Here is a 19,014-nt window from a genome sequence, read left to right on the forward strand (position 1 = left end):
GACATCACTAATCGATTGGCTGTTATCTACCATCGATAGGCGATGCTGTCACTGGCGTTGCGTGCGGGGAGCACGCGGAGAGGCAAGTGAATGAACCCGAGCAGGGATCGAGGAACGCCGTCGACGGGGGAGACCCGGATCTACGAGTCGATGAGGGCGCCGGTGCACACCGCGCCCTTCGCACGGCCGACCGCGCGCATGGTGGAGGCGCTCGAGGACGTGAGCGCGGCGACGGCCTGCGCGAAGCTACATCAGATGGGCATCACCCGGACCTTCATCGACGGCCCGGTGCCGCTGCACCGCGAGCCGGACGTCAAGGTCACCGGCGGCGCCGTGACCCTGCAGTTCCTGCCGCGCCGCGAGGACGTCTTCAACGGGGCGGAGCAGGAGGACGCCGAGCGCCACACGGCGCTGTGGGGCGTTCTCGAGTCCATCCGGCCCGGCGACGTGCTGGTGGTGTCGGCCCACGGCAGCCACTTCACCGGCTGTCTCGGCGACATGCTGGTGCGCTACTTCAAGCTGCGCGGCGGCGCGGGCATCGTGGTCGACGGTCGGGTGCGGGACGCGGCCCGGGTCCGGGCCCTCGGGGTGCCGATCTGGTGCACGGGTGTCACACCGCACTACGCCTCGCAGACCGAGCTGTTCCCCGCGGCGTTCAACGTGCCGGTCGGGGTGGGCGGCGTGCTGGTCACCCCGGGCGATCTGATCGTGGCCGACGAGGACGGCGCGGTCGTGGTGCCGCAGCACAGCGCGATCCCGCTGGCCGACGACGCGCTGCTGCACCAGGACCGCGAGGCGTTCGCCCGCCGCCGGCTCGACGAGGGCGGGCGCCTGTCCGACTACTACCCGCTCACGGGCGAGGGCCTGGAGGAGTACCTGGCGAGCAGGCAGCCCGTGACCTGAGGCGGCCTCGCCCCGGACCGGGTCCGGCCTCAACGGCGGGCGTAGTAGAGGGCGTTGTGGGAGGTGTCCGGCAGGTAGAGCACGTCCTGCCCGTCCGCGTCCCGTCGCACCGCGAGCCGGTCCGCCGTCAGGCCCGGAGTGACCGATGACGACGTCCAGGCGCCGCCCGCCTCGGTCGCCACGAAGACGCGGTCGGCTCCCGCGGCGGTCACGTAGTAGACGCGCTTGCCCTCCGTCCCGTCCCAGGTGATGCCGACCGCGGCGGCGGTCTGGCCGCCCGCGTACACGGTCTGCCGCGCCCAGCCGCCGCCGCTCGGGTAGGCGTAGTACACCCGGAAGTCGCCCGCGCTGTCGGCCGAGCGGTAGCGGAAGGCGACCTTGGGCGTCGAGCCGTCGAGGGTCAGCTTGGCGCTCTGCACCGCGGGCCCGGTGTAGCCGGTGTTGTCGGTGCTCCACTCCTCGCCGGCGGTCAGGCCCTGGAGGACGTCCGAGGTGTCGGGGGTCGTGGGGACGGTGACGGCGGCACCGGTGTGGTCCGCGAACTCCCCGGTGGCCGGGTCGTAGCGGAGGTACGAGAGCTGGTGGCGGAAGCCGGACGCGGGGGCCTTCGACCACTCGTACAGGAGATGGACGCGACCGGCGGCGTCGACCTGGAGGTCGTCGGGATAGACGGAACGGTTCAGGGCGGAGCCGAAGGTGGCGACCACGCTCCACGTCGCGGTGGCGTTGTCCCAGTGGTAGAGCTTGCCGGGACGCTGGTCCGCACCGCAGCCCACCCGCGCGGCCAGGTACAGGTCGCCGTCGGGGGCGGTCGTCAGCACGGGGTAGGTGATGCCGGCGCCCTGGTCGGGCAGTCCGCCGGCGTGATCGGTCAGGGCGCCGCCGGCCGTGTCGGAGCGGAAGTAGCGCCATGTGTCGCAGTGCATGGAGGTGAAGACGTGCAGCCGGCCGCTGCCGTCGCGGGCGACGGAGGGCTGGCTGTGGCCGTTGTCGTCGGTGTACTCGGCCTGCGTTCCGTCACTCTTGAGCAGCGGGAGCCGGCTCCAGGTGCCGTCCGGGGCGCGGCGGGCGACGGCCGGGCGGTGCGTGGTCGCGGTCGTGCCGGGTTCGTTGAACGCGAAGTACGTGTACTCGCCGTTGCCCTTGTAGGTGGCCGCGGGGGTCCACCAGGCGGCCTGGTTCGACGAGTCCATGGCGTACGGGACCTTCTCGACCACGGTCGTCGCGGTGGTGGCCTGAGCGGTCGCGGCGAACGTGAGCGCGGCGGTGAGGGCCGCGGCCGACGTGGTGAACGCGCGGGCGCCGACATGTCGCACGGTTGACTCCTTCGGGGTCGTGGGTGGGCAGGGGGTCAGGCGGCGGGCCGCAGCGGCGCGGTCTCGCGGGCGCGCAGCACGACGGCGCCGGAGACGAGGGCGACGACCATCAGGTAGAAGGCGGGCGAGAGGTCGTAGCCGCTGGCGCCGATCAGCCAGGTCGCGAAGTACGGGGTCATGCCGCCGAACAGCGCCGTGGCGAGGTTGTAGGAGACGGCCATGGCGCCGTAGCGCACGCGGGTGGGGAAGAGCTCGGCGAGCGCCGCGGAGATGGCACCGTCGAAGGCGGCGATGCACAGGCCGAGCACGATCATCGCGACCCCGGCGAGGACGGCGTTGCCGCGGCTGAGCAGCCAGAACGCCGGCCAGGACAGGAGCACGAACCCGGCGCAGCCCGTGATCAGCAGCGGCTTGCGGCCGACCCGGTCCGAGAGCGCGCCCATGAACGGCACCGCGGCGGCCACCACGAAGAGCCCGGCGGTGGTGATGGCGAAGGCCTGGACGCGGCTGAACTCCAGCGTGGTCTGCAGATAGCCCGGCATGAAGGTCTGCAGCGCCCAGTGGCCGACGGCCTTGACGAGCATGAAGCCGGTGCACAGCAGCATGGCCGTGCGGGCGGTGGCGAAGCTCTCCCGCAGCGGGGAGCGGGAGTGGTTGCCCTCGCTCTTGAGCTTGCGGAACTCCGGACTGTCCTCCAGGCGCGTGCGCAGGTACACGCCGGCGATGCCGAGCGGCGCGGCCAGCAGGAACGGCAGTCGCCAGCCCCAGTCGTCCATGGCGTTGCCGGGCAGCGCGGCCGACAGCAGCAGCACGATGCCGGAGCCCGCGACGAACGCGGCGAAGCCGGAGGCGTCGATCCAGGAGGTGACGAAGCCGCGCCGGCGTTCGGGGGCGTACTCGGCGAGCAGTGTGGTCGCGCCGGCGCTCTCCCCGCCCGCCGCGAACCCCTGGAGGAGCCGGCACAGGACGAGCAGTGCGGGGGCGAGCGCGCCCACCGTCGCGTGGGTGGGCAGCAGGCCCATCGCGAGCGTGGAGGCCGAGGTGGCGAGGACGACGATCGCCAGGGTGCGTTGGCGTCCTATCCGGTCGCCGAGCGAACCGAAGAACAGGCCGCCGAGCGGGCGCATCACGAAACCGGCACCGAACACGGCGAAGGTGGACAGGAGCTCGGCCTGGGGATCGCCCGAGGGGAAGAAGTGGTGGGCCAGGATCACCGCGAGGGTGCCGTAGATGCCGAAGTCGAACCACTCGACGAAGTGGCCGAGCCCCGCGGCCACCATCACCTTGCGCAGCCCGGCGGCATCGGCCTGACGGCCCGTGTCGCCGGTGCCCCCGGCGGTGCCCTCCACATCGCGCGGACGTGGTCTGTACTGCGTCGTCTCGTCGGTCATCCTGCTCACCCTGCCTTCTGCGCGGCTCTGTCCGGCACGCGGAGGTTGCTGTTCGCCCTCCGCTGCGGCGCGAACTTACAGCAGATCCCACTGGCTGAACAGTAGTTGCACAATATGCATGTGATGTACGTTCATGGCCGTATCCCAGCATCACACCGAGGAGGCCGCACCGTGCGGGAAGAAGAGGCCCATTACGACATCGCCGTCATCGGCGGCGGGCTCGCGGGAACGTGTGCGGCCATCGCCGCCGCCCGGCTCGGGCGCCGCGTCGCCCTGGTCCACAACCGGCCCGTGCTGGGCGGGAACGCCAGCAGTGAAGTGCGCGTATGGGTGTGCGGGGCCACCGCGCACGGGGTGCACCGGTGGGCGCGGGAGACCGGCATCATGGGCGAGCTCTACACCGAGAACCAGTACCGCAACCCCGAAGGCAACCCGTACTACTGGGACCAGGTCGTCCTCGACGCGGTCCTCGCCGAACCGCTCCTCGACCTGTACCTGAACACCGACGTCCGCGAGGTCGACGCCAGCGGCCCACATGATGCACGTGAGTTGCATTCATGCACCGGCTGGATGATGGGGTCGGAACGACGCATCACCTTCCACGCACAGCAGTTCCTCGACTGCACCGGCGACGGCCTGCTCGGCCATCTCGCCGGCGCCCGCCACCGCACCGGCCGCGAGGCCCGCTCCGAGCACGGCGAGCCCTGGGCCCCCGAAGAGGCCGACGAGGCGCTGCTCGGCTCGACGATCCTCTTCCACACCAAGGACGCGGGCCACCCGGTCAAGTTCGTACCGCCCGCCCACGCCAAGGACCTGTCGGCCACGCCGATCCTGCGCAACCGCGTCCTGCGCACCGGCGACAACGGCTGCGACTACTGGTGGATCGAATGGGGCGGCGAGCTCGACACCGTCCACGACAACGAGCGCATCCGCGACGAACTCCAGGCCGTCATCATGGGCATCTGGGACCACATCAAGAACTCGGGCGAGTTCCCCGACGCCGCCAACCTCACCCTGGAATGGGTCGGCAGCATCCCCGGCAAGCGCGAGTACCGGCGCTTCGTCGGCGACTACGTCCTCACCCAGCAGGACATCCTTGAACAGCGGCCGTTCGAGGACCGGGTCGCCTTCGGCGGCTGGTCCGTGGACCTCCACCCCGTCCAGGGCATGTACGCCGACGAACCCGGCGCCCGCCAGCGCTACGCGGACGGCATCTTCCACATCCCGCTGCGCAGCCTGTACTCGGTGAACGTCACCAACCTGCTGTTCGCCGGCCGCAACATCTCCGCCACCCACATCGCCTTCGGCGCCACCCGCGTGATGGCGACCTGCGCCACGCTCGGCGAGGCCGCCGGGACCGCCGCCGCGCTCTGCGTCACCGAAGGCCTGACCCCGCGGGAGCTGGCGCACAAGCACCCCGAGAAGGTACGCCGCACGCTCCTCAAGCAGGACGCCTCGGTCATCGGCATACGCGACGACGACCCCGCCGACCTCGCCCGCTCCGCCCGGGTCAGCGCCTCCTCCCACCTGCGCCGCCTCGCCGCCGAGCCGACGCAGGCCGCGCCCGGCGAGCCGTACCCTCTCACCCGCGACCTCGCGCTCGTCCTGCCGGTGGACCCCGCACTCGACACGGTCGACCTGCTCGTCCACGGCGCCCCCGACGACGGCCGGGAGCTCACCGTGGAGCTGTGGGGCACGGGCCGCCCAGAGAACACGGTCCCCGCCGACCACCTGTCCACCACCACCGTGACCGTCCCGCCGGGCGGCCCCCACTGGGTCACCGCCCGCCTCGATCACCGCCCGGACACCCCCGGCAACGCCGTTCTGATCGTCCGCGCCTGCCCCGACACGGCGCTGGTCCTGCTCCCCGAACGCGTCGACGGTGTCCTCGCCCTGCGCCGCCAGGCCGACGGTGACGCGGCCGTCGACCACGACATCCCCGAGGAGGAGGGTCAGCTGGTCCTGGAGTGGCAGGCCCGCGGGCTGCGCCGCCACACGTTCTGCTTCAGGACCGCCCCCGACACCCGCGCCTTCGTCCCCGAACAGGCCGTCGGGGGCTTCCAACGCCCCTACGCGGGCCCTCAGATGTGGTCCTCACAGCCGCTGGCCGACCCCGATCGGGCCGACGAGTGGCTGCGCCTGGACTGGGACCGGGAGCGGGAACTGGCCGAAGTGCGCGTGGTGTTCGACGACGACGTCGACGAGTACCTCAACAACCTGCACCGCCACCGCACCCCGTTCGAGATCATGCCGGAACTCGTCCGCGACTACCGCGTCCAGGCCCTCGAACCCGACGGCACCTGGCACACCCTGCTGGCCGTGACCGACAACCGCCGCCGCCACCGCATCCACCGCCTGGACACCCCGGTCCGCACGAGCGGCCTGCGGCTGAGGGTGGACGCGACGCACGGCGCCCGGCACGCCCACGTCGTCGCGTTCAAGGCGTACGGGGAGTAGGAGCCTGTCTTTGAACACCCGGCCCGGCCGGCCCCTGCGCACAAGGGCCGGCCGGGCCGTTCTCACACGGCGCCCAGCGCCTGACTGACGGCGTCCGCCGCCTCGATCACCTCACGCGCCAGCGCCGTCCGCGCCTCGGGAACCCCCTGCGCGTCCTGCCCGCCGAGCACGGAGGTCGGCCCCCACAGGGAGACCGCGGCGACCACCTCGCCCGACGCGTCACGCACCGGCGCCGCCAGCGCGGCCCGGCCCAGCGCCCGCTCCTCGGCCTCCACGGCGTACCCGCTCCGGCGCACGGCCGCGAGCTCCTCGTCGAGCAGGTCGTGGCTGACGGTGGTGAACTCCGTGTGCGCCTCGAGCGGTTCGGTCAGCAGCCTGCGCCGCTCCTTGGGGGACAGCCCGGACAGCAGGCACTTGCCGATACCGGTCGCGTGCAGCGGCGCGGTGTGCCCGGCCTGCGTGTACGACTTCGGGGCGCGCGCCCCTTCGAAGTTGCACAGGAACATCAGCACGTTCCCGCGGCGCACAGCGACATTCGCGCCGAGCCCGGTCCGCGCCGCCAGCTCCTGCAGCACCATGCGCGCCGCGCGGTGGACGGGATGCCGGTTGACGGCGGTCGCGGCGAGCGGCAGCGTGCCGAGGCTCAGCCGGTACAGACTGCTCACCGGGTCCCGCTCGACCATGTCGAGCCGCTCCAGGGTGGACAGCAGCCGCGACGCCGTGGAGGAACCCAGCCCGGTCAGTTCGGCGACGTCGGACACCCGCAGCTCGGCCCGCCCCGAATCCAGCGCGCGCAGCACCGCGACGGCTCGTTCCACACTCTGGTTCGTCCCCGCGTCGGTCGCCCGAGTAACCATGCCGCTCCTCTGTCTGCATGCGACTTGCACACTGTGCATCACCATATCGCGATCACGCGGGGAGGGGGTCGCCCCTGGACCACCACGACCGGCGATACTCGAAGCTCAAGTGCCTCGTTATGCTCGCCGCGTGAGCGAGATCGTGGTGGTACGTGATGGCTCCGGGCCTGAGGTCCTGTTCGTGCACGGCGGTGCGGGACCGCGGACGACGTGGGGCCCTGTCGGTCCACTGGCCGACCGGTGGACGCTGGCCTACGCCTATCGACGCGGCCATCCCCCGAGCCCGCCACCGCAAGAGGGTCAGGACTTCGCAGTGGACGCCCTGGACCTGGCGCCGCTGCTCGACAGCCGCCCGCATGTCGTCGCCCACTCCTACGGCGTTCTCGGGACATTGATCGCAGCCGCTGCCAGACCGGACAGCGTGCGCTCGCTCACCCTGATCGAGCCTCCTCTCCACTACCTTGTGCCCGACGATCCCGAAGTCGTACGGCTCGGGCGCCTCGGGGATCTGGTCCTCGCCCACGGCATGGATACCGCCCCGGCCCCGCTGAGAGAGTTCCTGCGTCTCACGGGGGCGCACATCGACGACGGCCCTCTGCCCGACAACGTGGTCGCTGCCGTTCGACGGGCGTACGGCGCCCGGCCGACCAGCGAGGCGCGCCCACCACTCGACGTGCTCCGGGAGGCCGGTATCCCGGTGCTGGTCACGTCCGGAGGTCACGCGGCCCCGCTTGAGCGGATCTGCGATGCCCTAGCGCATGCGCTCAGCGGCGAGCGCAGCGTGCATCCGGGCGCCGGTCACTTCGTTGCCGCAGCACCAGGCTTCGTCGAACGGCTTGAGACCTTCCTGCGCAAGAACCACACGTGATGACTCCCTCAACGCTTCAGGCAACCGCCACATCGTGCTTGTCGGCACTTTTTGTCGAAGACCTCGGCGACGGTACGGGTCTGAGGACGCGTACTCAGGCCCTGCTGGCCCACGTCAGGAACAGGGCAACCTCCGCGGATGGCCTCTTCTCCAACATGAACGGCACCGGCTCCGTCATCTCAGAGGCTCAGAGGCTCCTCCCCGACGAGCAGAAGGCCTCCCACTGGAGATGCACCGCAGGGCAGGCGTGATCAGTCGTTCTGCACCGCGTACTTGGCCAGCCTCGCATGCAGCCCGGCTTTGGCCGCCGGCCACTCGTCGGCGAGCATGGAGAAGTAGACGCTGTCCCGGAAGGTCCCGTCCGGCCGTTGCCGGTGGCGCCGCAGGATGCCTTCGGGCTGGGCCCCGAGCCGGGCGATCGCAGCCCGCGACCGTTGGTTCATGTGGTCCGTCTTCCACTGGACCCGTCCCATGCCCAGTTCCTCGAAGGCGTGTGTGAGCAGCAGCAGCTTGGACTCGGTGTTCACAGCCGAGCGCCAGTAATGCCGGCCGTACCAGGTCCAGCCGATCTCGAGACTTTCGTCCTGCTCGCTGACGTCCAGGTAGGTGGTCCAGCCGACGGCGCGGCCGGTCTCCAGGAGCACGACCGCGAAGGGCAGGGCGACGAGCTCGTCGTTGAGGACATCGTCGATTTTGGTGGCGAGTTCCGCCTCGGTCGTGGGCGTCGGGCCGCCCTGCCACTGCCACACCGCGTCGTCGTTGCCGCCCGCGGCGAACAGATCGCCGAGATGGCCGCGCGTCAGCGGTTCGAGGCGGACGTGGTTGCCGGTCAAGGCCACGGGTGTGGGCGTCTTCGCTGTCATGATCGACACCTTAGACGCGCGTTTACACTAGAGGCAACTAGCAATTGCACTAGTACAAAAGCTCGATGCTAGGTTGCGCCCGGATCTACGGACCCGATCGCCAAGTCGCAGATGAAACGCCGGGCCCACGGGAGTGCCGCCCGTGGGCCCTGCCAGTTTTCGAACGCCGCACGCGGCTTTGGGTGTCACTCTGGGAAGGAGGCAGTGCAGGGCTCCCAGGACTGAGAGCGGCAGCCGGGGCGCGGGCCGCAGGCGCGGGACTCCCTGGCCCCCGAGCCGTCAGTTCTGGCGCAGGGGCGGCATCGGCAGCGGTATCGAGTATGCCGTCGCTCCTGCTCCCACCCCACCTTCGCAGGTGTTCGGCGGCACAGTTCCCGAGCCGCGCGTGGACGGCTTCTCCGCGGCCCAGAACATGTGGCCGAGCATCCCGGAAGTGCTGCCCGCGCCGTTCGGCGCGACGGTCTGTGTGAACGCACCCGTGGACTTCTGCAGTGAGTTCGCGAAGTCCGTGCACTCGGGCAGTGTCTTACTCTGGTCGCTGATGTAGACGGCGCCGGTGAACTTGGCGGGAGCGAGTGGCGGTACCGGCGGCGAGTAGGTGGGCTTGCCGTCCACGTGCTCCTGCCAGTTGGCGATCGCGGAGCTGGTGGAGGGCTGGCGGGCCGGCACCATCGCGTTGGCGTAGTCCAGGACCGGGGTGTCGGTGCGCAGCCAGTCGGTGGTGGCCTTCCTGTTGACGCCGATCAGCCAGCGGTCGCCGGCGGCCGTGTCGATCGTGAGCCGTGCGGCGGGGTCGGAGCCCGAGGCGTCGTACGCGTGGACGGAACGGTAGGCGTCGATGAAGGTCTGCAGCCCTGTCAGGTTCGGGGCGGTGTTCTGTTCGTAGTCGATCTCGATGCCGACGCCCAGTTGTGAGGCGACGGCGGCGGCGTTGAGCCCGAGCTGCCGCGCGTCCTCCGCGAGCGCGGCGTCCCATGCGTCGGTGTAGGTGATGCCGCCGATGGAGAGCATGACGCGGATCCCGCGGGACGTGAAGTAGTTCACGATCTCCGGGGTGATGCCCTTGGGGACGCCGCCCGCGGTGGTGGAGTCGTTGACCCGCCGCAGCAGTTTCTGCGGCTCGATGAAACTCAGCACGACGAGATTGACGGACGGCCGCCCGTCGCCGCGGTCGATCAGCCAGTGGTTCTGCGCGTCGAACTCGCTGACGCTGCGTACGGTGCCCCAGATGCAGGCGTCGTTCCCGCAGTGCCAGGCGCCGTAGATCTGCGGCGAGGCAGTGGCGGCCGACGCGGGCGTCGAGGTCAGAGGGACGAACGCGGCAGCGAGCAGGGCGAGTACGGCGAGGATTCGGGGCCTGGGTCTGTTCCTGTGACGCATGCGGTCCTCCGGGAAACAGGGGGGTACGCGCAGCGTGGCAGGTACATACCAACTCGGCAAGTGCGTGTGGACCGGGAATCAGGCCCCCTACCTCCTGGACGATCTGGACGCCCGTCAGGCCGCGTTGAGTTCGGCCTGGCCGAACAGCAGGGCGTAGCCGGTGGGGAGTTGGTGAAGGATGCGGGCCATGAGGTGGGGGCCGGCGTAGGTGGCGACGGCGGCGAAGACGGAGCCGGTGTCCCAGCGGGTGGTGGCCAAGGAGGTGCCGGAGCGGGCGGCGAGGTCCTTGACGAAAGCCCAGCCGGTGAGCGGCTGGAGGTCGGGGATCTGCGAGGTCAGGACACGTGCGGCCTCCAGGGGCAGGCAGGCGGCCAGGTCGACGCGTTCGTCGCCGGTCAGCTGGCGGCCCAGCCCCGAAAGGACCAGGCGGACGACCTCGTCTGCTCGCTCGCGGGTGGGGTAGGCCCCTTCGTAGCGGACCTTCTCCAGCATCTGCTGATACGTCGTACCGAACGGCTGCTGGTGGTTGAGCGGTACGCGCACGTCGGTGGTCACTGCGGTGCATGCCTTTCGTCAAGCCAGGGTTGGACGGTGCCGGTGCGTGGCACCGGTGGTCAGCTGGGCTGGGGGCGGCCGAAGAGCAGGTCATAGCCTGCGGGGAGCTGGAGCAGGATCTCCTTGAGGAGGTCGTCTGCGGCGGTGTCGGCGACCGTGGAGAGCACGGCGCTGACGTCCCAGGTTGCGGTCTGCTCGGTGGCACCCTCGATCCACGCCGCGGTCGCTCGCACGAACCGCTCCGGCGAGAGCGGTTCGGCGCTCTGCAGAGGGTTGAGCAGGATCAGGGCGAATTCCTCCGGCAGGCGTGCCGCGAGCCGGGCGCGGACTTCGCCGACCAGGTGCGCACCGAGCAGGGCGAGCACCACGCGGGCCGCGCGTTCGGCTTCCTCCCGAGTGCCGTACCGGCCACGTTCTTGGACGTGGTCGAGGAAGGCTTCGCGTCGCAGAGTCATCTCGGCCGCCACCCCTTGTCGTTCTTCGAACAACTCCCGCGGGGTGCGGAGGGCGGGATAGAGGGGGAGATCAGGTGTCCGTCCTCCGCACCTGTCCGGCCGGTGTCAGCCGGAGATCTCCCTGTGGCCGGTCCCGACGCCGATGGAGATCTTGCGGGGCTTGGCGCGCTCGGCGATCGGAATGCGCAGGGTGAGCACGCCGGCGTCGTAGTCGGCCTTGATGTGCTCGGTGTCGAGAGTGTCGGCGAGCACGATCTGGCGGGAGAAGGCTCCCAGCGGCCGCTCGGACAGTTCCATCTGCACGTCGTCGGCCTTCGCCACAGGCCGGCGCTCGGCCTTGACCGTCAGCATGTTCCGCTCGACGTCGATGTCGATCGCGTCGGCGGTGACGCCGGGGAGATCGAAGGCCACCACGTACTCGTCGCCCTCGCGGTAGGCGTCCATCGGCATCGCCGACGGCCTGGACCAGGTCGCCGGGCCCATCAGCTGCTGCGTCAGCCGGTCCAGCTCACGGAAGCGAGGCGACGGCAGCCGCCGTCCGGCCGTACGTCGGTGGCGATCACCCGAGCGCCCTCCCGGGCGAGTGCCTCTGTCTCGGCGGCTCCCTGGCCTCGGGCCGCCCCCCCCGTGACGACGACCACCTTGCCCAGGAGCCGCTGGGGGCGCAGGTCGCTCACGGCCGCTCCCGGGACCGGCGCCGGCCTGCGGTCAGTGACAGCGGCTCCGTGCCGGGCACGACGGTGTTGGACACGCTGCCGATGCCTTCCACGGTGAGGGTGACGGTGTCACCGGGCTTCAGCGGCGGCGGGAACTGTTCGCCGCGCCGGCCCCACAGCTCGGCGAGGCAGCCGCCGTTGCCGCAGGTGCCCGAGCCGAGGATGTCACCGGGCATGACCCGGGTGCCGCGCGAGGCGTAGGCGACCATCTCTTCGAAGGTCCAGCTCATGTTGGACAGCAGGTCCTTGCCGACCACTTCCCCGTTGATCTCGGCGGTGAGCGCGAGACGCAGGAAGCCGTCGCCGTCCCGGTGCCGGTCGAGCTCGTCGGCGGTGACGAGGTACGGGCCCAGTGTGCCGGCCGTGTCCTTGCCCTTGCAGGGGCCGAGGCCGACCTTCATCTCGGCGGACTGGAGGTCGCGCGCGGACCAGTCGTTGAAGACCGTGTAGCCGATGATGTGGTCGCGCGCCTGCTCCGGGGTGAGATCGTGGCCCTCGCGGCCGATGACGGCGGCGACTTCGAGCTCGTAGTCGAAGGCGGTGCAGCCGGGCGGCACGGGGATGGGGTCGCCGCTTCCGTAGATCGCGTGCGGGTTGGTGAAGTAGAAGGTGGGGGCCTCGTACCACTGCTCCGGTACGCCGCTCGTGCCGTCGACCGAGCGGCGTACGCCCTCCACGTGTTCCTCGAAGGTGACGAAATCGCGTACGGACGTCGGCTGGAGCGGGGGGAGCAACCGCACTTGGGAAACGTGCGGGCCGGGCGGCACGTCCAGGGCGGCGACTCCCGCGGTGAGGAGGCCGGGTAGTCCGCCGCATGTGCGCACCAGATCGGCGAGCGACGCGGTGCCGGGCAGGGGGTAGAGGGTGCCGTCCGCCTCGACGACGGCGACGCGGGTGCGGTGCTGGTGTGCGTAGGTGGCGAATCGCATGAGGGCTCCTGGCAGCAGGGGCAGGGGCAGGGGCCGGGGGCGCGGACGGCGGAGTCAGGGCATGGGCAGGCCGCCGCGCCCCCGGAGTTCGAGGGCGGAGGGTCAGACGGGCGGAGCGACGAAGACGCCGCGGTCCGGGTCGTTGAACGACTCCTTGGCGACCAGTTCGTTCATCGGGTTCGCGGTGCCCCACTGGTCGGTGACCTCGGGCCGGGAGAAGTCGTAGACGTGCGGGTGCCAGGTGTCCTCGTCCAGGCACTCCAACTCGGTCGTGTACTCGACGGTGTTGCCGTGCGGGTCGAGGAAGTACGTGAACGTGTTGTCGCCCGCCATGTGGCGTCCCGGGCCCCAGATCTTCCGGTACCCGGCGCGCATTACGCGGCCGGAGCCGCGCATGTACTCGTCCAGGCCGCGCATCTCGAACGAGACGTGGTGCAGGGAGGTGTGCGGACCGCGCGCGATCGCCATCGAGTGGTGCTGGTTGGAGATGCGCATGAAGTGCATGACCTCGCCCATGTGCGGCGACGACAGCGTGTCGGACAGGGCGAAGCCGAGGTGGCGCTCGTACCACTGCCGGGTCCGGTCGAGATCGGGGGAGTTGAGGACGACGTGGGAGAGCTTGACCGGGATGGCCTCCTTCTCCTCGATCTTGCGGTGCCGCCTGACCTCGGCGTCGGCGGAGATCTCGATGGTGCGGCCGTCGACGTCGAAGAACCGGAAGCCGTAGCCGCCGCCGGGGGTGTCCACCGTGCCGGGCCGCGAGATCAGCTGGACGCCGCCGGCGAGCAGTTGTTCGGCGAGGGTGTCGACGTCGGCGGCGGAGGCGGCACCGTAGGAGACGAGGTCCAGGCGCTTCTCGTCGGCCTTGCGCAGGCGGATCACGTACTGCTCCGGACTGCCCTCGGCGGCGAGGAACGAGATGCCGGAGTCCTCGGCGACCTTGGTCAGGCCCCAGACGCCGGCGTAGAAGTCGAGCTGCTTGTCGTAGTCGGGCACGGCGAGGTCGACGTGCCGCAGATGGGTGAGCAGACGGTTGCTCATGACGGATCAGTCCTTCCGGAGGAAGAGGGCGGCCGCGGTGCCGCCGCGCACCGCCTCGAAGTCGGCGTCGGGCAGGCGGGCGGCGCGCAAGGCGCCGAGGGGATCATCGGAACCCATGTCGAAGGGGAAGTCGGAACCGAGCAGCACGCGATCCGCGCCGGCCACGCGCACCAACTCCCGCAGCACGCCCGGGTCGTGGACCAGGGAGTCGAAGTAGAGACGCCTGAGGTAACTGCTCGGCGGGTGGGCGCATCCGGCCCCGGCGTCGGAGCGGACCTGCCACGCGTGGTCGGCGCGTCCGATGTGGGTGGGCAGGTAGCCGCCTCCGTGTGCCGCGATGATCCGCAAGCCCGGATGGCGGTCGAGGACGCCGGAGAAGATCAGATGGGAGAGGGCGACGGCGTTCTCGGCGGGCTGGCCCACGGAGTTGGACAGGTACCACCGGTCGAGGCGCTCGTCGAGGGTGCAGCCGAACGGATGCAGGAAGACGATCGCGCCGGTGTCCGCCGCCCTGGCCCAGAAGGGTTCGTAGGCCGGGTCGGACAGTTCTCGCCCCGGGGAGTGGCTGGACATCTCGATGCCTTCCAGGCCCTGCGCGAGTGCGTGGTCGAGTGCGCGTACCGCCGGTGCGGGGTGTTGCAGGGGCACGAGACCGAGGCCGCGCAGCCGGTCGGGTGCGGCCGCACAGTGCGCGGCGGTCGCCTCGTTCGCCAGCCGGTACACCTTCTCGGCCGTCTCCTCGTCGGCCCAGTAGTGGTAGTGCGAGGGGGAGGGGCTGACCAGTTGGATGTCCACGCCCTGTGCGTCCATCGCCGCGAGCCGGGCCGCCGGACTAGTGAGGCGGGGGATGCGGTCCCCGATCATCGGGCCGTTGACGCGCAGCGCGTCCGGTCCGTTCCGGCGGGCGTCCAGGGCCCGGGCCTCGGCATGACCCGGCAGGCCGTCCACCAGGGCCTCGATCTCGGGCAGCAGGACGTGCGCGTGCACGTCGACCGTGGGCGGGGTCGTCACGGCAGCTCCCGCAGCATCGTCATGGTGCGGCCCATCAGACCGGGCACGTCGGCGTCGCGGACGCCGTCGAGCTGCCACTGGCCGATCTGGACGGAGGCGTCCACGACGGGACGCACACGCGTCACGCGCCGCTCGTAGTACGCCTGGAACAGTGCGTCGTCCCAGGCGTCGGACGAGGTCAGGAGCTGCGCGAGCACCCAGGAGTCCTCCAGGGACAGGGCGGCGCCCTGGGCGAGGGTGGGCGGACAGCAGTGCGCGGCGTCGCCGACGAGGACGACACGGCCGCGATGCCAGGAGCCCTCGACCAGCATCCGGTCGAACCACGTGTAGTTGACCTGGGCCGGGTCGGTGATGTGTGCGGTGATCTCGGGCCAGTGGCCGCCGTAGTGCTGTGCCAGGGCGCGCATCTCGTCCGCGTACGCGCCGGGCGGGATGGAGGCACGATCGCGGTTGGCCTCGACTACGTACGCGTAGATCGTGTCCGGGCCGGTGGGACAGTAGCCGGCGATGTAGGCGGGGCCACCGTAGGCGAGGTCAGTGCGGGTCACACCGGCCGGGCGGGGTGCGGCGACGCGCCAGATGGCCATGCCGGTGGGCTCGGGCCGGTCCATGACGCCGATGGCGGCGCGGGTCGTGGAACCCAGGCCGTCGGCGGCGATCACCAGGTCGTAGTGCCCTTCGGTCCCGTCGGTGAAGCGGACGGCGACCCCGGGCTCGTCGCTGGACTGGTCCAGAGTGGTGGCGCGCACGCCGAGGCGGACGTCGGCGCCGCTGTCGCGGACCGCGTCGCTGAGGATGCGCTGAAGCCGGGGGCGCTGCATGCCGACGGTGGCGGGCAGGTCGTCGCCGCCGGTGCGCAGGTCCTCGGCGACGTGCAGGACGGTGCCGTCCGGCGCGGTGATGCCGACCGCGCCGAAGCCGTGGCCGGACGCTTGCACCTGGTCCCACACGCCGAGTTCGCGCAGGACGCGCAGGGCGTTGCCCTGGAGGGTGATGCCGGAGCCCGCGGTGGCGTTCCAGTCGTCTGTGGCCTCGATCAGATCGACCGCGATCCCGGCGCGGCGCAGCAGGATCGTCGCGGCGTTGCCGGCCGCGCCACCGCCGATGACGAGGACGGTGCGGGGTGTGCTCATGGAAGAACTCCCTTTGTCGCTCAAGGAGGTTGCCGTTCAAGCAGGTTGTGGGGACTACTTGACGGCGATCGGGTTGACCGGAGAGCCGACGGCGCCGGTGATGGGCAGGGGAGCGGCGGTGAGCCAGAACGCGTACACGCCGTCGGCCGCGCAGTCCTCGGCCAGCGCGTCCAGATCCCACATCTCGCCGATGAGCAGCCCCATGTTGGGGATGGCCACCTGGTGCAGCGGCTGGAAGGCGTGCTCGAACTCGTTCGGCCGGACCTCGAAGCCCCAGGTGTCCGTGGCGATCGCGGCCATCTCGGTGCGGTGCAGCCAGCCGGCGGTCGTGAAGGAGAGGCCGGGCGAAGGGCCGCCCGCGTAGTCGCCCCAGCCCTCGCGCCGGGCCCGCGCGAGCCGTCCCGTACGCACCAGCACGATGTCGCCCCGGCCGAGGGCCACGCCGTGCGCGTCCGCCGTCGCGGTCAGATGCTCCTCGGTGATCGCGAACCCGTCCGGCAGCTCGCCGCCCTCACCCACGACGCGGCCCACGTCCAGAAGGACGCCGCGCCCGGCCACGTACGGCGCCATGTGCTCGATTCCGGTGACGAGGTCGCCGTCGGAGGTGACGACCTTCTCGGCCGCCCGCCCGTTCCACGCCTTGCCGTGGTCGAAGATGTGGCCGAGCCCGTCCCACTGCGTCGAGCACTGCAGCGGCATCGCGATGACGTCGTCGGCGCCGCCGATGCCGTGCGGGAAGCCCTGGTTGCCGAGGGCCGCGTCGGTGCCGGTGTCCAGCATGGTGTGCACCGGGTTGGTGCGCCGCCGCCAGCCCTTCTGCGGGCCGTCCATGTCGAAGGACTGCGCGAGGGAGAAGCTGACCCCTCGGCGGACCAGTGCCGCGCCTTCGCGACGCTTGGCCGCGTCGAGGAAGTTGAGGGTGCCGAGACGGTCGTCCTCGCCCCAGCGGCCCCAGTTGGAGTACGCCTCGGCGGCCTCGGCGATGGCGCCCTCGGGGTCGTTCCGGTCCAAAGGCACTGGAGACTCCGGAGATTTCGAAGACTCGGGAGACCCGAGAGGTCCCGCCGTGGTCATGACGTCACCTCGGCCACACATCGGGTGCGCTGTGCGCCGAGCCCGGTGATGGCGCCGTCCATCACGTCGCCGTCGCGCAGCAGGCGTCCCCAGTGCATGCCGTTGCCGGCGGGGGAGCCGGTCAGGACCAGGTCGCCGGGAAGGAGACGGGCGGTCTGCGAGGCGTAGGACACCATGCGGGCTGCGTTGAAGATCATGTCTTTGGTGGACTCGTCCTGCATGGTCTCGCCGTTCAGCTTGAGGACGAGCCGCAGGTCTCCGGGGTCGGAGATCGACTCGGCGGGCACGATCCACGGGCCGAGCGGCGTGAAGCCGGGAGCGTTCTTGCTGCGCAGCCAGTCCGTGCCGATCTGCGGCATGTCCCGGCGGAAGACGGTCGCCCGGTCGGTGAGGTCGTTGGCGATCGTGTAACCGGCGACATGCTCCAGGGCCTCCTCGACGGAGACACGGTGTGCCGGACGGCCGATGACGGCGGCCAACTCCAGTTCCCAGTCCGGCTTCTCGGCCCACGCGGGGAGGACGACATCGTCGTAGGGGCCCGTGATCGCGCTCGGCAGGCCGATGAAGACGTACGGCAGATCCTCCTGCGCCCGCCGGTCCATGATCTCGGCGGCCTCGGCGCGACGCTCGTCCTCGGGGCGGTCGTCTCCGGGCGCCCGGTGGGCGACGTGCAGATCGATGACGTGCTGCCGGTAGTTGGCCCCGGACTGGAAGACCTGGCGCGGCTCGAGCGGCGCGTGCACGCGGAACTCCGACAGGGCCCTGCGCTGCGCAGTGTTGTCCTCGCTCAAGGAGCGCAGCCGCGGCAGCAGCGCCGTCCACTGCTCCAGGAGCCGCCGGACCGTGAGTGTTTCGTCGTCGAGGGCGGCGCGCAGGTCCACGACGAGCTCGTCGGCGGTGACCAGGGCGGGGAACTTCGGACAGTTCGGGGCGGAGAGCGTCGCGAGGGCGAAAGGACCGGCGAAGGGCGCGGATGCGGGAGCGGGTTTCACGGACATGTCCTCCTGATTGCGGTGCGACTAATCTGGACCCGTCACCAGAGATCAGGGAAATCGATTGTGTGGATGACTGCCATCCGTGCGACAGATGTCCGCAGGTCAGCGTCGCCCGACACCGTAGAGCAAGGGAAAGTCCGTGAACCTGGCCCGCCTGGACCTCAACCTCGTCGTCGCCCTGCGCGCCCTGCTGGAAGAGCGCAACGTCACGCGTGCCGGACAGCGCGTCGGACTCAGCCAGCCCGCCATGAGCGCCGCCCTGTCCCGGCTGCGCCGCCACTTCGACGACGACCTGCTCGCCCGCGTCGGCGGCCACTACGAACTGACCGCCCTCGGCCAGGTGCTCCTCGACCGCACCTCCACCGCCTACGACGTCCTCGAACGCCTCTTCTCCAGCCAGGCCGAGTTCGATCCGGCGGTGGAGAGCCGGGAGTTCAAGCTGGTGGCGTCCGACTACGCCGTCTCCGTCTTCGGCGCCGAACTCGCCCGCGTCGTCCATGAGGAAGCCCCCGGAATCCGGCTGCGCTTCGCCCAGACACCGCCCACCGTGGTCGATGACACCGCCACCCTGCTCAGCACCGTCGACGGGTTGCTCATGCCCCACGGCGTCATCAGCGGCTTCCCCGCCACCGACCTCTACGACGACCGGTGGGTGTTCGTGGTCGCCGACGACCATCCGTCCGTCACCGACGGGCTCACCCGACAGGACCTGGCGGACCTTCCCTGGGTCACGTACCAGCGGACCTACGACGCCCCGGCCGTACGCCAGCTCGGGATGCTCGGGGTGGAGCCGCGTGTGGAGGTGTCCGTGGACAGCTTCCAGCTGCTGCCGCTGCTGGTGGCCGGCACCCGCCGCATCGCCATGGTCCAGGCCCGCCTGGCCCGCCTGCTCGCGCCGATCGCCCCCGTACGGGTCGTGGCACCCCCGTACGAGGCGGTGCCGCTGCAGGAAGCGCTGTGGTGGCATCCGGTGCACACGCACGACGCCGCACACATCTGGCTGCGGGAGACGGCGGCGCGGGTGGGGGCGGGACTGTCGCCGGTGCAGGGTGAGTGATCCGCGAGGAGCG

Annotated in this window: 18 protein-coding genes and 1 pseudogene; 4 read left to right on the forward strand and 15 right to left on the reverse strand. The window is 70.9% G+C overall.

Features of this window, described 5'->3' with window-relative positions:
- The first annotated feature begins 90 nt into the window (after nt 1–90).
- Complete coding sequence (locus ACZ4E1_RS06415; RefSeq protein WP_467536394.1) at nt 91–903, forward strand: RraA family protein; 813 nt, start codon at nt 91–93, stop codon at nt 901–903.
- Nucleotides 904–932: 29 nt separating this feature from the next.
- On the opposite strand, the gene ACZ4E1_RS06420 is transcribed toward ACZ4E1_RS06415, so the two are convergent.
- Together ACZ4E1_RS06420 and ACZ4E1_RS06425 are read right to left on the reverse strand one after the other, a co-directional pair.
- Nucleotides 933–2,219, reverse strand: a complete 1,287-nt coding sequence (locus tag ACZ4E1_RS06420) for a BNR-4 repeat-containing protein (RefSeq protein WP_467536396.1) — start codon at nt 2,217–2,219, stop codon at nt 933–935.
- Nucleotides 2,220–2,254: 35 nt separating this feature from the next.
- Nucleotides 2,255–3,610 (reverse strand): MFS transporter, encoded by a 1,356-nt coding sequence (locus ACZ4E1_RS06425; protein WP_467536398.1) that lies wholly within the window; start codon nt 3,608–3,610, stop codon nt 2,255–2,257.
- 171 nt (nt 3,611–3,781) lie between these two features.
- Between ACZ4E1_RS06425 and ACZ4E1_RS06430 the strand changes: the two genes are divergently transcribed.
- On the forward strand, nt 3,782–6,067 hold the full coding sequence (locus ACZ4E1_RS06430) for an FAD-dependent oxidoreductase (protein ID WP_467536400.1): 2,286 nt from the start codon (nt 3,782–3,784) through the stop codon (nt 6,065–6,067).
- Between the two features lie 62 nt (nt 6,068–6,129).
- Here the strand turns inward: ACZ4E1_RS06430 and ACZ4E1_RS06435 are convergent, their stop codons facing one another.
- Nucleotides 6,130–6,924, reverse strand: coding sequence for an IclR family transcriptional regulator (locus ACZ4E1_RS06435; RefSeq protein ID WP_467536403.1), 795 nt, complete (start codon nt 6,922–6,924; stop codon nt 6,130–6,132).
- Between the two features lie 130 nt (nt 6,925–7,054).
- Here ACZ4E1_RS06435 and ACZ4E1_RS06440 point away from each other — a divergent pair, with 130 nt between their 5' ends.
- Nucleotides 7,055–7,792 (forward strand): alpha/beta fold hydrolase, encoded by a 738-nt coding sequence (locus tag ACZ4E1_RS06440; RefSeq protein ID WP_467536405.1) that lies wholly within the window; start codon nt 7,055–7,057, stop codon nt 7,790–7,792.
- Between the two features lie 251 nt (nt 7,793–8,043).
- On the opposite strand, the gene ACZ4E1_RS06445 is transcribed toward ACZ4E1_RS06440, so the two are convergent.
- From ACZ4E1_RS06445 to ACZ4E1_RS06500, 12 genes and pseudogenes are all read right to left on the reverse strand, one after another.
- Nucleotides 8,044–8,655, reverse strand: a complete 612-nt coding sequence (locus ACZ4E1_RS06445; RefSeq protein WP_467536407.1) for a GNAT family N-acetyltransferase — start codon at nt 8,653–8,655, stop codon at nt 8,044–8,046.
- 279 nt (nt 8,656–8,934) lie between these two features.
- Nucleotides 8,935–10,035 carry a glycoside hydrolase family 18 protein gene (locus ACZ4E1_RS06450; protein WP_467536409.1) on the reverse strand — a complete coding sequence of 367 codons (1,101 nt, stop codon included), beginning with the start codon at nt 10,033–10,035 and terminating at the stop codon, nt 8,935–8,937.
- Between the two features lie 114 nt (nt 10,036–10,149).
- On the reverse strand, nt 10,150–10,590 hold the full coding sequence (locus ACZ4E1_RS06455; RefSeq protein WP_467536411.1) for a DUF2267 domain-containing protein: 441 nt from the start codon (nt 10,588–10,590) through the stop codon (nt 10,150–10,152).
- A 59-nt stretch (nt 10,591–10,649) separates the two neighbouring features.
- Nucleotides 10,650–11,045: a DUF2267 domain-containing protein gene (locus ACZ4E1_RS06460; protein ID WP_467536412.1), complete on the reverse strand. Its 396-nt coding sequence runs from the start codon at nt 11,043–11,045 to the stop codon at nt 10,650–10,652.
- A 105-nt stretch (nt 11,046–11,150) separates the two neighbouring features.
- Nucleotides 11,151–11,528, reverse strand: a complete 378-nt coding sequence (locus tag ACZ4E1_RS06465) for an Hsp20/alpha crystallin family protein (RefSeq protein WP_467536413.1) — start codon at nt 11,526–11,528, stop codon at nt 11,151–11,153.
- A 35-nt stretch (nt 11,529–11,563) separates the two neighbouring features.
- A pseudogene (locus ACZ4E1_RS06470) lies at nt 11,564–11,722 on the reverse strand (3-oxoacyl-ACP reductase); the annotation flags it as partial.
- Nucleotides 11,719–12,690, reverse strand: coding sequence for a fumarylacetoacetate hydrolase family protein (locus ACZ4E1_RS06475; RefSeq protein WP_467536416.1), 972 nt, complete (start codon nt 12,688–12,690; stop codon nt 11,719–11,721). The gene ACZ4E1_RS06475 and the pseudogene ACZ4E1_RS06470, both read right to left, overlap by 4 nt.
- Before the next feature lie 102 nt (nt 12,691–12,792).
- Nucleotides 12,793–13,731, reverse strand: a complete 939-nt coding sequence (locus tag ACZ4E1_RS06480; RefSeq protein WP_467536418.1) for a VOC family protein — start codon at nt 13,729–13,731, stop codon at nt 12,793–12,795.
- Nucleotides 13,732–13,737: 6 nt separating this feature from the next.
- Nucleotides 13,738–14,742: an amidohydrolase family protein gene (locus ACZ4E1_RS06485; RefSeq protein ID WP_467536420.1), complete on the reverse strand. Its 1,005-nt coding sequence runs from the start codon at nt 14,740–14,742 to the stop codon at nt 13,738–13,740.
- A complete protein-coding gene (locus ACZ4E1_RS06490; protein WP_467536422.1) occupies nt 14,739–15,875 on the reverse strand; it encodes an FAD-dependent oxidoreductase in 1,137 nt (378 codons plus the stop codon). Before ACZ4E1_RS06490 ends, ACZ4E1_RS06485 begins: the two co-directional genes overlap by 4 nt.
- A gap of 54 nt (nt 15,876–15,929) precedes the next feature.
- Complete coding sequence (locus ACZ4E1_RS06495) at nt 15,930–16,892, reverse strand: cyclase family protein (RefSeq protein WP_467536424.1); 963 nt, start codon at nt 16,890–16,892, stop codon at nt 15,930–15,932.
- A 53-nt stretch (nt 16,893–16,945) separates the two neighbouring features.
- The gene (locus ACZ4E1_RS06500; RefSeq protein ID WP_467536426.1) at nt 16,946–17,947 is read right to left on the reverse strand and encodes a fumarylacetoacetate hydrolase family protein; all 1,002 of its coding nucleotides are present in this window, start codon (nt 17,945–17,947) and stop codon (nt 16,946–16,948) included.
- A gap of 136 nt (nt 17,948–18,083) precedes the next feature.
- On the opposite strand from ACZ4E1_RS06500, the gene ACZ4E1_RS06505 reads away from it, so the two are divergent.
- Entirely contained in the window at nt 18,084–19,001 is a 918-nt protein-coding gene (locus tag ACZ4E1_RS06505; RefSeq protein WP_467536428.1) for a LysR family transcriptional regulator, read from the forward strand.
- Nucleotides 19,002–19,014: the final 13 nt, after the last annotated feature.

Source organism: Streptomyces sp. NPDC025806, from assembly GCF_055558275.1.

Coding starts and splice junctions, on each gene's coding strand:
- ACZ4E1_RS06415 (WP_467536394.1), top strand. CDS start 91: ATGAACCCGAGCAGGGATCGAGGAACGCCGTCGACGGGGGAGACCCGG.
- ACZ4E1_RS06425 (WP_467536398.1), bottom strand. CDS start 3,610: ATGACCGACGAGACGACGCAGTACAGACCACGTCCGCGCGATGTGGAG.
- ACZ4E1_RS06435 (WP_467536403.1), bottom strand. CDS start 6,924: ATGGTTACTCGGGCGACCGACGCGGGGACGAACCAGAGTGTGGAACGA.
- ACZ4E1_RS06445 (WP_467536407.1), bottom strand. CDS start 8,655: ATGACAGCGAAGACGCCCACACCCGTGGCCTTGACCGGCAACCACGTC.
- ACZ4E1_RS06450 (WP_467536409.1), bottom strand. CDS start 10,035: ATGCGTCACAGGAACAGACCCAGGCCCCGAATCCTCGCCGTACTCGCC.
- ACZ4E1_RS06460 (WP_467536412.1), bottom strand. CDS start 11,045: ATGACTCTGCGACGCGAAGCCTTCCTCGACCACGTCCAAGAACGTGGC.
- ACZ4E1_RS06465 (WP_467536413.1), bottom strand. CDS start 11,528: ATGGGCCCGGCGACCTGGTCCAGGCCGTCGGCGATGCCGATGGACGCC.
- ACZ4E1_RS06475 (WP_467536416.1), bottom strand. CDS start 12,690: ATGCGATTCGCCACCTACGCACACCAGCACCGCACCCGCGTCGCCGTC.
- ACZ4E1_RS06480 (WP_467536418.1), bottom strand. CDS start 13,731: ATGAGCAACCGTCTGCTCACCCATCTGCGGCACGTCGACCTCGCCGTG.
- ACZ4E1_RS06490 (WP_467536422.1), bottom strand. CDS start 15,875: ATGAGCACACCCCGCACCGTCCTCGTCATCGGCGGTGGCGCGGCCGGC.
- ACZ4E1_RS06500 (WP_467536426.1), bottom strand. CDS start 17,947: ATGTCCGTGAAACCCGCTCCCGCATCCGCGCCCTTCGCCGGTCCTTTC.